Below are 13999 nucleotides of genomic sequence, written 5' to 3' on the forward strand. Positions count from 1 at the left end.
TCATTTCATCATAGTTAATAACCTTACGTTTTGAAAATTTCAGAAGTACTTAATAGCAAAGGGCTAAAGATGGGATCTTTAGGGAGTGTTGCTATTAAATTTTTGGGAACACTGTTTACCTTTCTCATAAGTATTCTACTGGCCAGATATCTTGGGATCAGCAACTATGGAGTTTACGTACTTGCATTTTCTACCGTAATGCTATTGTCTATTCCATTGACGTTAGGACTTCCTTTATTACTTACACGCTATATTCCGAAATACGAGGTAGAAAACAACTATGGTGCTATAAAAGGACTGCTCAAAAAGACCAATCAGATGACGTTTTTGAGTTATGTGATCATATTGGTTGTATGCGCAGCGATCTATTTTATATCGCCAAGTCAATATTCGGCTTTATTCGTTGAAACATTTACATGGGGATTGCTATTACTTCCTATTATGGGTTTTAGCGCTATTCGTGCCGCGTCTCTTCAAGGAATGCGCTATATTATTTTAGGGCAATTACCTGATGCATTACTTCGGAATTTGTTCCTCTTTTCAGGAATATTAGGATATTATTTGATTACTGGAGCGATTACAGCCCCAGAGGCCATGATAATTCACGTAATTTCTGCCTGCCTATCGTATGCTATCGGGTTCTACTTTCTGAAAACAAAACTTCTCAATACACTTAAAAATGTAACAGCCGTTTATCATACCAAAGAATGGCTTTCCCACTCGTTGCAGTTTTCATTAAATATGGGAATCAACAATATTAAAACTCGTATAGCCACCTATATGTTAGCTTATTTTAGTGGTACCGCGGCAGTGGCTTTATTTGAAGTAGCATTTAAAGGCGCCAATTTAGTGTCATTTGCACTAACCGCACTCAATTCGGCAATTGCACCACATTTATCCAAAACCTTTGAGGAGAACAATCCGAAAAGGCTTCAACAGATCGTAACTAAGGCAAGTAGAGTGATCTTTGTCTTTTCCATTCCTGTAGCATTGGTATTTATTTTGGGTGGAGAATTTGTGATAGAAACATTATATGGGTTAGAATACAAGGATAGCTACATTCCACTAGCTATTCTATGCGGAGCGCAGCTTATCAATTCTTTTGCAGGTTCTGTAGGTTTATTACTCAACATGACAGGACATCACAGCTATGTGCTACGGGTAAACCTTTTTAATACGCTTTTTAACATCGCTATTGCCATTCCATTGATCATGTATTTTGATGTGATAGGAGCGTCTCTGGCGTACGCTGCCTTATTGGTAGTTCAAAATACAGTACTGGTTTGGTACGCTCACAAAAAGATGAACATTAACACAACCGTATTATAATGAAGATCATTTACATAGCGGGCGACGGCAGATCGGGTTCTACATTGTTAGATTCCATTCTTTCAAACATTGATGGAAGTCTATCAGTGGGGGAGTGTCATCGCTTTTGGATCCGATTTTATGAAGGGGAAACACATTGTGCCTGTGGAAAGATGATCACAGACTGTGAATTATGGAGCGACGTAGATATTCAATTGCGAGAACGTTTTGATGATTATGCTCCAGAGCAATTCAAAAAACGAGTAATCGAAATTCAGCAGTATCGAAATTTTAAAAAAATTCCTGTACTAGTTGCATCTCAAGAATGGCAATCTTTTTGCGAGCAAGTCAAGGCTTTTTATGAGATAATCGCGTCTCACGCTAAAAATAAGGTCATTATTGATAGTTCAAAGAGTATCTCTTGGGCTTATTTTTTAGAGCAATTAGCGTTTTCTGAAATATATATCATTCATCTAGAACGCAACTTGCCATCAGTAGCTAACAGCTGGAGGAAGAAGATCTTATTGCCAGAATATAGTTCGAAAGAGGTATATATGCCGGTAAAATCTATACTACTTAGTACAAAGTCATGGATCAAGATCAAAGTGATGGCTAAACGCTTAAAAAGAGCAGATCATTATCTATTTGTTTCTTATGAAAAACTCTGTAAGCAACCCGACCTATGGTTAAAAAAGATAAAATCGTTTGTCAACGAGGATTTCGATCTTGAACACATGCAGATGCTACCCACACATGCCATAGGAGGAAACCCAATGCGTGCAAAAAATAATGATGCTATCAGGATCGAACCGCAAAAAGATCGTTTTAAAAATTTAAATCCATTACAGCTTCTGTTTTTGAAGGCAGTTAACGGATTTGCTAAAACGTTTCTATCATGATCTCAGTAGTCATCCCGTTATACAACAAGGCTTCATTGATCGAAAAAACGATACAATCGGTCTTACAACAAACTTATACCGACTTTGAGCTCATTATTGTAAATGATGGTAGTACCGATAATTCGGTTGCGGTGGTTGAGTCTATTTCAGATTCAAGAATGCGTTTATTGAGCATTGTAAACTCGGGTGTTTCTGTGGCAAGAAATAGAGGTGTTAAAGCAGCAGCACGGCCTTATATTGCTTTTTTGGACGGCGATGATTGGTGGGCACCAACGTTTTTAGAGGAAATGGTAGACGCTATTACAAATCATCCAGATCAGGTGTTATTTGCAAGCGGCCGCTGTCGTGTTTTTTCTTCGGAAGAAGAGCGCTATGACCATGCCTTGCTTCCAAAAGATGGAGAAACAGCAGTTTTAAACTATTTTGAAGTTATAGCAAAACACTTACCCCTCATTAATTCATCTAATGTTGTGATCAAACGAAGTCATTTTGATGCAGCAGGATATTTCCGAGAAGGACAAAAACAACATGAAGATCATGACCTGTGGATGCGCTTGGCATCTAAACAATTTGTTGTTTTTGTAAACAAAAACCTTTCGTATTACTTAAAAGCACAGACCGGTTCGGCTTCGGCTAATAGTTATAAGGCAACCGATTTCAATAGATATTTACAAACAATAGTGGAAGTTGCCGAAACCACTTCCGAAGAAAACAGAAGTTTTCTCAAACAATATGCAAATCGGTTTGCAGCACTAACCTATCTAAAACACTACGGTAAGTATTCAAAAGAAGAGCGAAACCTGCTAGCAGGACCCTTGCAAAGACTTCTTTCGGGAACATACAAGAAATTGTATGCTATAAGTAGAATTGCTCCTTTTAACATATATCCCATTCTCAAAAAAATAAAAGGCTAATGGAGAAGGTAAATTTATTTATGGTAGGAGCAATGAAAGCGGGGACTACAACCCTTACGGGCCTTTTTTCGGAACACCCCGAAGTGTATACACCGCCTATTAAAGAGCCGCATTATTTTGTAAAGGATCTTCCGAAGAACTTATACGAGCCATCTCGTTTTTTTTCTGAAAATAATTATTTCGAGAACGAATTTCCAAAACCTGTCCACATAGCGCATCTAAACGACGCTTTACAGTATCGAAAGTTATTCTCTTTAGCGACTTCCGAAAAGTATTTATTGGACGCTAGCACAGCGTATTTACACGCTCCAGATGCAGCAGACAACATATTTGCCTACAATCAAGAGGCAAAAATCGTCATCTTAAGACGCGATCCTATAAAAAGAGCATTCTCTCATTACAAAATGGATTTAGGATTAGGTCGAACAACACGTTCTTTTCAGGCGATCATGGAAGAGGAGATCGCAGCGTATAAAAATGGAAATTTAGCATGGAATACCTATTTGGCTATGAGTTTTTATACCAAAGCAATTGCGCGATTTAAAGAACTATTTTCAGAGGTATTGGTTGTAGATTTCGAAAAATTTGTTCAGGATCCAAGTGATGGAAGCAGAGTGATCACAGATTTTTTAGGTATTTCTAATCTTGAAGACGCTCAGGTTGAACATAAAAATGAAACAAAGGCATTACGATTTCAAAAGTTATTTTTCGTCTTAAAAAAACTTGGAATTAAAGATTATTTTTCAAAAATATTTAGTGCCAAATTCAGGCAACGTATCTTTGGAATGATGAGCACTTCAGAAAAACAACCCATGAATCTGTCGGAAAGTATCAAAGAGGAACTAACCGTTATTTTTAATACCGAGTCAAGCCTATGATGATACTCAATATCATGGTGTGCATTGTTGTGATCCTAATAGGATTCAACCTTAAAAATGCCTTTAAAGGATTTGACGAACGCGATAAGCGCATTCTAAACAGATTGTTCTTTTTCCATATGGCAATCGCAGTAGTCTTTCACCTTTATATTGCCGCTTTTGGTGGTGATGCCCAGCATTATTGGGGACAACCCAAGGTCATGCCTTTTTCGGAGATCCTTGAAATGGCATTGGGAGGCTCGCCTTCTGGGACTATGTTTTTACTTAATTATTTTCCCTCGAAGGTTCTAGACCTATCTTTCTTTACAGGAAATATGATCTACGCACAGCTAGGGTTTTTGGGCTTTTTATTATTGTATCGAATTTCAAAATCATATCTGCAGAATTTTGAAAGTTTAGCCGATATAAAGATCTTCGGAATAGCTGTCTTTCCATGGATCTGGTTTCTGCCTAATATGCACTTCTGGTCGGGAGGAATTGGCAAAGATACTATATTGTTTTTCTGTATTGCGGGCTTTGTTTACGCCTTGCAAAACCTGAAAGTACGTGTTCTTTGGATGGTTGTTGCCTTAATTATTGCCACAGCCGTACGGCCGCATATTACCCTATTTCTTATTGCTTCCTTTGGTTTGGGTTATGTATTTGACGGAAGTCTGAAGGGATATCAAAAGGCCTTTATTATTGTGGTCTTTATTGTTGGTCTAGCATCTATATTTAATTATGTTCTTGATTTTATTCAATTAGATAGTCTTGAAACCGATGTGATCGAAGAGTACGCTACTACAAAATCTTCTAGCCTTAACGCAGAGCGATCAGGTTCGGGAGTTGATACAAGTAATTACCCATTGCCTTTAAAAATATTTACATTTCTATACCGACCTTTATTCTTTGACATCAACAATGCGTTCAGCATACTCGCATCCTTCGAAAACTTAATATTACTCATATTTACTGTAAAGGTTTTTAGAAGTAGACCCTTAAGAGCATTGCGCAGGTCAGATTTCCTACTCAAAGGTAGTCTCGTTTTTTTCCTGCTGGGTTCTATCGCCTTCTCCTTGATCCTAGGAAATTTAGGGATCATGCTGCGTCAAAAGAATATGTTTGTTCCATGGTTTATTGTTTTCGGACTATGGGTTTTTCACTATTCATATAATCAATTAAAAGAAAACGAATCGTGAAGATCTTACACATTATAAATAATTTAGGTGCTGGTGGTGCTGAAAAATTGCTCACCGATATTCTTCCCCTTATGAAAAGGGAAGGACATGAAGTTGCGGTTGCGATCTCTAACGGTAGTAACAATGTTGCCAAGTTTGAGACCATTTTTTCGGAAGCGGGAATTCAGGTGATCGATTATAAAACATCCTTTTACAATCCGTTTCTTACCTTTAAATTGCTCAAAACGATCAAGAATGGAAATTATAATATCGTACATGCTCATTTGTTTCCATCACAATACTGGCTCGCGTTTGCAGCGCTATTTCTTCCGAAGAAAATAAAACTTGTAAAAACAGAACACTCGGTATTTAACGAACGTAAACAGTACAAGATCTTACGCCCATTAGAACGATTTGTGTACGCACGATATCAAAAGATCATTGGTATCACACAGCTTGTAAAAGATAATTTGGCAGCGTGGCTTCGGAAAAGCGATATCGTTGTCATCCATAATGGTGTTAATCTAGCCGAAATGGAAGCCGCTAAAAAGAATCAATTACTCAAGAGCAGCTCGCCTATAACTTCGGAAGGTTTTACAATTTTAATGACAGGGCGTTTCGATGGAATTCATAAAGATCAAAAAAGTTTGATCGAAGCCGTTAATTTATTAGACGAATCAGTCGTGCTGTATTTTGCCGGGGACGGACCAGCAATTGAGGAGATCAAAACTTTTGCTGCACAGACTGCGGCTAAAGATCGAATTCACTTTTTAGGGATGCGAACAGATGTCTACGCCCTTATGGCGCAAGTAGATCTAAATGTGCTGTCTACTAACACCGAAGGTCTTTCGGGGGTTGCTTTAGAATCATTAGCCTCTGGAAAGCCTTTTATAGGAAGTCGTGTAGAAGGAGTAAAAGACATTGTACCTAATGATTCTTTCCTGTTTCCAAAGCAAGATCCAAAAGCATTGGCTGCAAAGATCATAGAAATAAAAGGTAATCCTGATCTGGCTGCAAGTATGATAAGCACCGCGCTTAAACATGTTAAGAAATTTGATATTTCACTCATGGTTACCAACTATTTATCGGTTTATAATGATGTTTTAGCAAAGAAACTATGATGGATCGTCTTTATAAAATAGTGCCCCATTTTCTGCAAAACCTGATGGTTACGATGTTTAACTTAAAAAGTTATCGCGTGCGCTATGGCGGCAACTACCGCCATTATCGAAAACTGTATAGCGAAAGAAATAATTGGTCACGCGAACAGTTGGAAGAAGATCAGGCGATTCGTTTTTCACAATTGGTTGCATTTGCCCAACAAAACAGCCCTTTTTACACTAAATTATATAGCGAAATTTCTACGGCAGATCAGATAGATCACATTACAGCACTTCCAATTGTTTCTAAGGAAATGCTTCGGAAGGAGATCGATTTAGTGTATACGGTTCCTAAAAGTGAGGCTGTTGTCTCAAAAACAGGAGGAACCACAGGGAAATCTTTAGAAGTATTATTTACTCGTGATAATTTTCAGGAGCGATTTGCGCTTTTGGATAATTTCCGAAGTATTTGTGGTTACGAACTTGGAAAGAAAACGGCTTGGTTTTCGGGTAAAAGTTTGTTGACCGCTCGTGACATTAAAAAGAATCGATTTTGGAAAACAGATCTGTATCACAAGGTACGCTATTACTCAACCTTTCATATCAAGGAAGATTATTTGGCGTATTACATTAAGGACTTAAAAAAGTACAGACCTGAATTTTTAGTGGGTTTTCCTTCCAATATGTACGAAATTGCCAAATTTGGAATCGCAAAAGGATTAGATTTTCCGGAAGGGATCATAAAGGGCGTTTTTCCTACCGCGGAAACGGTCACTCCGCAAAGCCGACAAGCAATTGAAAGTTTTTTTAAAACAAAGTTATACGATCAGTATGCTTCTTCTGAAGGAGCTCCCTTTATTTTTGAATGTCGCAACCGCAATCTACACTTAGAATTGCAAAGCGGTATTTTTGAGGTATTAGACGCCAATAACGAACCTGCTAAAACGGGGCGTTTGGTTACTACCTCTTTTACAACCTATGGCACGCCTTTAATTCGTTACGATATTGGGGATAGTTTGGTGTTAAGTGACCGTTCTTGCAACTGTGGTAATAATAACCCCTTGGTTGATGAAATTCTTGGACGGATAGACGACTTTATTTATTCCCCTGAAAATGGGAAGATAAACTTGGGGAATATTTCAAATACATTAAAGGATACTAAAGGAATTGTGCGTTTTCAAGCAGTTCAGAATGAATTAAATAGTTTGATGGTCAAGACCATAGTAGATGATTCGGTGTATGATATTTCCGTAGAAAAAAAGTTTATAGCTAATTGGCGGGAACGCATTGGGAATAACATGCAATTGGAGATCGTCTATGTTACTGAAATTCCGGTAGCAAAAAGCGGAAAGTACCGAATGGTAGAAAATAATATCAAAGACCTGCTGAACGAATGATAAAAGAAAAACTCATACGGATCACAACGGTGCCTTTGTCGTTAGAAAAACTACTAGAAGATCAGCTTGCGTTTATGCAGGATCATTTTGAAGTGATCGCTGTCTCTTCGGAAAAAGAACGACTCGAAGCTTTCGGGAAAGAGCAGGGAGTAGCAACCCATCATTTGGAAATGACACGCGAGATCACGCCGCTCAAAGACCTTTCAGCTTTATACAAATTATATCGTTTTTTAAAAACTGAAAAACCAAAAATAGTACATACCCATACGCCTAAGGCAGGGATTGTTGGTATGATGGCTGCCTATTTTGCGGGTGTTCCTATTCGATTGCATACTGTTGCGGGATTGCCCTTAATGGAAGCAACAGGGTTTAAACGAACCATTTTAAATATCGTTGAAAAGCTTACCTATCGTTTTGCTACTAGGGTGTATCCTAATTCAAAAGGGTTGTATGATTTTATTGCTTCGGAAAAGTTCGCACCTCTAGAAAAAGTGGCGATCATTGGTAATGGAAGTAGTAATGGAATTGATACCTCATATTTTAGTGCAAATCTGTATTCCGAAGAATTTATTGCAACACAAAAAGAAAAGATCGGAATTCCAGCTAACGATTTTGTCTTTATCTTTGTAGGCAGGCTGGTTGGTGATAAGGGAATCAATGAGTTGGTTCGGGCTTTCGAAAGTATTCAAAAAGTAACTTCATCTGTAAGTTTGTTGTTAGTTGGACCCTTTGAAGACTCCTTAGACTCTTTAGAGGTTGCAACAAAACAGAGAATTGAAGCGAATGCCAAAATTGTTACAACGGGCTATCAGCAAGATGTTCGTCCGTATTTTGCTATAAGCGATGCACTTACTTTTCCGAGTTATCGCGAAGGTTTTCCCAATGTAGTGATGCAGGCAGGAGCAATGGGTTTGCCTTGTATTGTAAGTGATATTAATGGTTGCAATGAAATTATTACAGACGGGTTTAATGGACTCATCGTTCCGAAGAAAAATGAAAAAGCCTTAAAGAATTCTATGTTGCGGCTTGTAAATGATTCTGGCCTGTTTAAAGAGTTAGCCGCTAATGCAAGGCCTTCTATCGTTTCGCTCTATGAGCGTCGGGTGTTATGGGAAGCTTTATTAAAAGAATATAACGATTTGCTGAAGTAGAACCTATGTACCCATATTTTAAACATACAATGGATTTTTTCGCTGCGCTCCTTGGCTTTTTGCTTTTGAGTCCGATATTTATTGTACTGGCACTATTATTGTCTATTAATAATAAAGGCACTCCATTTTTTGTACAAAGGCGTCCTGGAAAGAATGGAAAGATATTTAGTATTATAAAATTTAAAACTATGACTAACGCCAAGGATGCACAAGGCAATTTGTTACCCGATGCGGATCGACTAACCAATTTAGGTAAAACCGTGCGCTCATTGTCGTTAGATGAAATACCACAGCTATTGAATGTAATAAAAGGAGATATGAGTTTAATAGGACCAAGGCCGCTATTACCCGAATATTTAAATTTGTACTCAGATTTTCAAAAACGGAGGCACGAGGTACGCCCAGGAATTACGGGTTATGCTCAAGTGAATGGTAGAAATGCTATTACTTGGGAAAAAAAGTTTGAATTAGATGTATACTATGTAGAAAAAATTAATTTTGCACTAGACCTTTCAATACTTTTTAAAACTATTCAAAAAGTTTTCCTACGCAGTGACATCAATAGTTCTGAGACTGCAACAGCTACTCGCTTTAAAGGTTCAAAAGAAATATGAAAAACGTTCACTTATTTGGAGCAGGAGGTCATTGTTATGCAGTGATAGAGCTTATACGAAGTATAGGTAGTTATGTCCCGTTTCGTGTTTATGATCAGCTTCCGAAGGTTGAAACTATTTTAAGAGTACCCGTAGTAAAAGACGATCTCGAAATTGGCAATGAGGAAGCCATGTGTATCACTATTGGAGACAACCAGATCCGTAAAAAAGTAGCTTCAAAATTCAGCAACAATCATTTTCCGGTCTTTACGCATCCTTCGGCAACAATTTATCCTTCGTCTAGACTAGGAATAGGAACTCAAATATTACCGCATGCTGTGATAGATGCGGATGTAACTTTAGGAGCTTTTTGTATTGTAAATAATAATGCTACCGTTTCTCATAATGTTGAAACAGGTGATTTTGTTCATATTGCAATCAATGCAGCAGTCACGGGAGGAGTTTCAATTGGAGAAGGAACGCTAGTTGGTGCAGGAAGCGTTATTAATCCCTTATTAAAAATAGGCAAATGGGTAACTATTGGTGCAGGCGCGGTAGTAACTAAAGATATCCCAGACTATGCCATAGTTTATGGAAATCCGGCACAAATAATTCGTTATAACAAAGCATAAAATGAATTCAAAAATATACTTATCATCGCCACATATGGGTGGCACCGAACAAACTTACGTAAAAGAAGCTTTTGACACCAATTGGATTTCTCCTTTGGGGCCAAACGTAGTGGGCTTTGAAGCTTCACTAGAAGCTTATTTGGGAGGAAAACATCACGTTGCGGCATTGAGTTCAGGAACGGCCGCTTTGCATCTAGCTTTAATTCAACTTGGCGTAACGCAGGGAGATGAAGTTATCTGCCAAAGCATGACTTTTTCAGCTTCGGCCAATCCAATTGTTTACCAGGGTGCAACGCCAGTTTTTGTTGATAGCGAACCTGTGACATGGAATATTTGTCCAGTGCATTTAGAAATTGCAATAAAAGAAAGGATCGCAAAGGGAAAGAAACCCAAAGCGATTGTGGCAGTACATTTATACGGAATGCCATTTCTTGCTGATGATGTGATGGCAGTAGCTAGAAAATACAACATTCCTGTGGTTGAAGATAGCGCCGAAGCATTGGGAAGCACTTATAAGGGACAGGCTTGTGGTACTTTCGGAGATATTGCAATACTGTCGTTTAATGGAAATAAGATCATTACCACTTCGGGAGGAGGGGCGTTGGTCACTAAAGATGCCTCGGTAAAAGAAAAAACCGTTTTTTTAGCCACTCAGGCTCGTGACGATGCACCACATTATCAGCACAGTGAGATAGGTTATAACTATCGATTAAGCAATGTTTGTGCAGGAATAGGTCGTGGTCAGATGGAAGTTCTAGATAAACACATCGGTTTACGTCGCGAGATGCATTCGTTTTACACGGAAATATTTAAAAATCAGGAGGGTGTACGTGTTTTTACTGAAAATTCTGACGACTTTTTCTCAAATCATTGGTTATCTTGTATCACTGTAGACGAGACGAAAGCTGGTTTTTCGGCAGATGATATTCGTGAGCATTTGGCAACAGATAACATTGAGTCCCGTCCTTTATGGAAACCAATGCATTTACAACCTGTTTTTGCTTCATCCCCATATTACGGAAGTAATATTTCAGAAACATTATTTAATACGGGCATATGTTTGCCTTCAGGTTCTAATCTTACAGACATTGAACGTCAAAGGATTAGCCAACTATTAAAACAATTCGCTTAGATAATAGTATCTTTGCGCTCTATAAAACCCGCAACAAACCTTGAAACCTCGACATAAGATATTTGACAAACTTTACACGGGCGACAATAAAATTAAACTGCTCGATCAAAGGTATTTACCTCGATGGATAGTGATCGTTATTGATTCGCTACTTTGCTCGGCCTCTTTGCTATTGGTGTACTTTATTCTTCGGGATACCAATTTATTTTTTCATGACGTTATTCCCGTAGTACAGCAAGGGCTTATTATTTTAGGAGTGAATATCTTTTTCTTCTTTATTTTTAAAACCTATTCTGGGATCATTCGGCATTCAACTTTTACCGATATCCTTAAATTAGCTTTTTCATCCTTTGCAACAGCGGGATTGATCATAGTCATAAGTTATTTTGCTTTTGCTTTCTACGGAAGTAAAATATTCTTAACAACATCGGTTGTTCTTTATGTACTTTTATCCTTTACCGTTATGCTGCTCTTTCGAATTGCAGTAAAAGAGGTCTATCAATTCTTGAAATTAACGGCTACAGGAAATGAAAAAAAGCGCGTGGCTATCATAGGGGCTGACGATCACACTATTTCCATAGGAAAGGCGCTTACAACTGAATCAAATTTACCATATCAGTTAGTTGCCTTTCTAACGAATGAATTGAGCGGAAAACGCTTTAAGATCTTAGGAAAACCAGTAATTCCTGTAACTAATAGTATCACAGAAGCTCTTAAGAAATTGGACGTAGAAGGGGTACTTATTGTGACCCAGTCGTTAAGTGGAAAAGAGCGTAATGAGATCGTAGAACAATGTATGGCGCTTAATATTCAAGTGCTTAACGTGCCTACTTTAGAGCAATGGAATAAAAAAGAGGATATTCAGAATCAAATTAAACCTATTCAAATTGAAGATCTGCTGGAGCGTAATCCTATTGAGATCGACAATGAAGTAATTGCGAAAGATCTAGAAAACAAGACCATTTTGGTAACAGGAGGGGCTGGATCTATTGGTTCAGAAATAGTAAAGCAAATAGCCGAATTTTCTCCCAAGCTGGTCATCGTTTTAGATCAGGCAGAATCTGCACTGCACGAGTTAGAATTATATTTACAACTCAACAACAAAGACCTGAATTACATTACCGAACTTGCCGATATCAGTAATATGTATCGAATGCAACTTCTATGTTCAAAATATGATATTGATATCATTTATCACGCCGCAGCATATAAGCATGTTCCTATTATTGAGAGAAATCCGCATGAAGCTATTTACACCAATATCTTAGGAACTGTAAATCTTGCCGTGATCGCGGTTTCGAATATGATCGATAAATTTGTGATGGTTTCTACCGATAAGGCTGTAAATCCCACAAATGTAATGGGCGCATCAAAACGCGCTGCAGAAATGTATGTGCAATCGCTCCAAAATGAACCAGGCGTTCACACGCGTTTTATTACCACGCGCTTCGGAAATGTGCTTGGCTCAAATGGATCAGTTATTCCACATTTCAGAAAACAAATATCACAAGGAGGTCCAGTTACTGTTACGCATAGAGATATCATTCGATATTTTATGACGATCCCTGAAGCTTGTCAGTTAGTACTGCAGGCAGGAACTATGGGGCAAGGAGGCGAGATCTATGTTTTTGATATGGGACAACCAGTGCGGATCTTAAATTTAGCCGAGCGCATGATACGTTTGTCTGGTTTAGAGCCCTATGTTGATGTAGACATCAAAATAACAGGCCTTCGTCCTGGAGAAAAACTTTATGAGGAATTGCTTAACGATACATCAACAACCGTTCCTACACATAATAAAAAGATCATGATAACAAAGGTGTCAACCATTGCTTTTGCTGATATTAAAAAGAAGATTAAAGCAATTATTAAGGCATCAACAAAACACGAAGATGATAAAGTTGTGTCAATGTTAAAGGATCTTGTTCCTGAATTTATCAGTAAAAATTCAAAATTTTCGGCCTTAGACTCTCCCGAATCATCATCAAATGAAAAGGACCACTAATGCTATTTTTTTGACGAAACTTTAAAGCTTCTATTATAAGCCTATATTTGTACCCATATTAGAGATCAATGAAAAAGATTTTACTACTTAGTTTAGCCGTTATATCCTTATTTTCGTGTGCCACGAAGAAAGAGATCCTGTATTTCCAAGACTCTGAAATTTTAGATGAAAGAGCTATAGAACAGGCATTTGAGCCCATAATTGAGCCGAATGATATTTTATATATTACCGTATCATCTATGGATGAGACAGTAATCAAGCCTTTCCAAAGAAATACCGGCCTACAAAATTCCGGGAATTCAGGAAACATAGGATTACAGGGGTATTTGGTCAATGCAGAAGGAGCTATTCAATTTCCTACTATTGGTGAGTTACCAGTTTCGGGAAAGACTCGTGCTGAAGTTCAAACCATGTTAAGAGGAATGCTTCTAGAGTTTATCAAGGATGCCGTTGTAGACGTTCGTATCTTGAATTTTAAGGTGACCGTTATAGGGGAGGTAAACAATCCAGGGGTTTTTACAATACAAGATGAACGGGTTACATTACCTCAAGCCATAGGTTTAGCAGGAGATTTTACATTAGACGGTCGCCGTAAGGATGTTACCATAATTCGTGAGATTGATGGGAAGCGCCGCGTGGCTAGAATAGATTTTACAAAGAGTGATTTTTTTGATAGTCCGTTCTATTTTCTAAAACAAAATGATGTGGTTTATGTAGAACCTTCCTTAAAAGGTGTTAAAAAATCTGGATTTATTCCAGATGTACCTGCATTATTATCACTCTTCACCATCGTATTGAGTTCGGTGATTATTCTCTCACGATAAAAATTTAGC

13 protein-coding genes are annotated in these 13999 nt (G+C 38.0%); all 13 read left to right on the plus strand.

Annotated features, from left to right (window positions below):
- Positions 1–30 precede the first annotated feature (30 nt).
- The 13 genes from ACY2RU_RS14645 to ACY2RU_RS14705 all read left to right on the plus strand — a co-directional run bounded on the left by ACY2RU_RS14645 (position 31) and on the right by ACY2RU_RS14705 (position 13990).
- On the plus strand, positions 31–1329 hold the full coding sequence (locus ACY2RU_RS14645; RefSeq protein ID WP_490139226.1) for an oligosaccharide flippase family protein: 1299 nt from the start codon (positions 31–33) through the stop codon (positions 1327–1329).
- Complete coding sequence (locus ACY2RU_RS14650; protein WP_490139227.1) at positions 1329–2207, plus strand: sulfotransferase; 879 nt, start codon at positions 1329–1331, stop codon at positions 2205–2207. The genes ACY2RU_RS14645 and ACY2RU_RS14650 overlap by 1 nt, the downstream gene beginning before the upstream one ends.
- Entirely contained in the window at positions 2204–3121 is a 918-nt protein-coding gene (locus tag ACY2RU_RS14655; protein WP_490139228.1) for a glycosyltransferase family 2 protein, read from the plus strand. The genes ACY2RU_RS14650 and ACY2RU_RS14655 overlap by 4 nt, the downstream gene beginning before the upstream one ends.
- A complete protein-coding gene (locus tag ACY2RU_RS14660; protein ID WP_490139229.1) occupies positions 3121–3999 on the plus strand; it encodes a sulfotransferase family protein in 879 nt (292 codons plus the stop codon). Before ACY2RU_RS14655 ends, ACY2RU_RS14660 begins: the two co-directional genes overlap by 1 nt.
- Positions 3996–5177, plus strand: coding sequence for a hypothetical protein (locus ACY2RU_RS14665; RefSeq protein WP_490139230.1), 1182 nt, complete (start codon positions 3996–3998; stop codon positions 5175–5177). The genes ACY2RU_RS14660 and ACY2RU_RS14665 overlap by 4 nt, the downstream gene beginning before the upstream one ends.
- The gene (locus tag ACY2RU_RS14670) at positions 5174–6277 is read left to right on the plus strand and encodes a glycosyltransferase (RefSeq protein ID WP_490139231.1); all 1104 of its coding nucleotides are present in this window, start codon (positions 5174–5176) and stop codon (positions 6275–6277) included. The genes ACY2RU_RS14665 and ACY2RU_RS14670 overlap by 4 nt, the downstream gene beginning before the upstream one ends.
- Positions 6274–7653 (plus strand): phenylacetate--CoA ligase family protein, encoded by a 1380-nt coding sequence (locus tag ACY2RU_RS14675; protein ID WP_490139232.1) that lies wholly within the window; start codon positions 6274–6276, stop codon positions 7651–7653. The genes ACY2RU_RS14670 and ACY2RU_RS14675 overlap by 4 nt, the downstream gene beginning before the upstream one ends.
- Entirely contained in the window at positions 7650–8804 is a 1155-nt protein-coding gene (locus ACY2RU_RS14680; RefSeq protein WP_490139233.1) for a glycosyltransferase family 4 protein, read from the plus strand. The genes ACY2RU_RS14675 and ACY2RU_RS14680 overlap by 4 nt, the downstream gene beginning before the upstream one ends.
- Before the next feature lie 5 nt (positions 8805–8809).
- Positions 8810–9418 (plus strand): sugar transferase, encoded by a 609-nt coding sequence (locus tag ACY2RU_RS14685; RefSeq protein ID WP_490139234.1) that lies wholly within the window; start codon positions 8810–8812, stop codon positions 9416–9418.
- The gene (locus tag ACY2RU_RS14690) at positions 9415–10029 is read left to right on the plus strand and encodes an acetyltransferase (protein ID WP_490139235.1); all 615 of its coding nucleotides are present in this window, start codon (positions 9415–9417) and stop codon (positions 10027–10029) included. The genes ACY2RU_RS14685 and ACY2RU_RS14690 overlap by 4 nt, the downstream gene beginning before the upstream one ends.
- 1 nt (position 10030) lies before the next feature.
- Positions 10031–11161: a DegT/DnrJ/EryC1/StrS family aminotransferase gene (locus ACY2RU_RS14695; protein ID WP_490139236.1), complete on the plus strand. Its 1131-nt coding sequence runs from the start codon at positions 10031–10033 to the stop codon at positions 11159–11161.
- 40 nt (positions 11162–11201) lie between these two features.
- Positions 11202–13166: a polysaccharide biosynthesis protein gene (locus ACY2RU_RS14700; RefSeq protein ID WP_490139237.1), complete on the plus strand. Its 1965-nt coding sequence runs from the start codon at positions 11202–11204 to the stop codon at positions 13164–13166.
- A 68-nt stretch (positions 13167–13234) separates the two neighbouring features.
- Complete coding sequence (locus ACY2RU_RS14705) at positions 13235–13990, plus strand: polysaccharide biosynthesis/export family protein (RefSeq protein WP_490139238.1); 756 nt, start codon at positions 13235–13237, stop codon at positions 13988–13990.
- Positions 13991–13999: the final 9 nt, after the last annotated feature.

This window comes from Ulvibacter sp. 2305UL32-6 (assembly GCF_058148545.1).

Excerpts from the sequence above, each read along its gene's own strand:
- ACY2RU_RS14665 (WP_490139230.1), top strand. The coding sequence starts at position 3,996 with ATGATGATACTCAATATCATGGTGTGCATTGTTGTGATCCTAATAGGA.
- ACY2RU_RS14675 (WP_490139232.1), top strand. The coding sequence starts at position 6,274 with ATGATGGATCGTCTTTATAAAATAGTGCCCCATTTTCTGCAAAACCTG.
- ACY2RU_RS14690 (WP_490139235.1), top strand. The coding sequence starts at position 9,415 with ATGAAAAACGTTCACTTATTTGGAGCAGGAGGTCATTGTTATGCAGTG.
- ACY2RU_RS14705 (WP_490139238.1), top strand. The coding sequence starts at position 13,235 with ATGAAAAAGATTTTACTACTTAGTTTAGCCGTTATATCCTTATTTTCG.
- ACY2RU_RS14680 (WP_490139233.1), top strand. The coding sequence starts at position 7,650 with ATGATAAAAGAAAAACTCATACGGATCACAACGGTGCCTTTGTCGTTA.
- ACY2RU_RS14650 (WP_490139227.1), top strand. The coding sequence starts at position 1,329 with ATGAAGATCATTTACATAGCGGGCGACGGCAGATCGGGTTCTACATTG.
- ACY2RU_RS14685 (WP_490139234.1), top strand. The coding sequence starts at position 8,810 with ATGTACCCATATTTTAAACATACAATGGATTTTTTCGCTGCGCTCCTT.
- ACY2RU_RS14660 (WP_490139229.1), top strand. The coding sequence starts at position 3,121 with ATGGAGAAGGTAAATTTATTTATGGTAGGAGCAATGAAAGCGGGGACT.
- ACY2RU_RS14655 (WP_490139228.1), top strand. The coding sequence starts at position 2,204 with ATGATCTCAGTAGTCATCCCGTTATACAACAAGGCTTCATTGATCGAA.
- ACY2RU_RS14695 (WP_490139236.1), top strand. The coding sequence starts at position 10,031 with ATGAATTCAAAAATATACTTATCATCGCCACATATGGGTGGCACCGAA.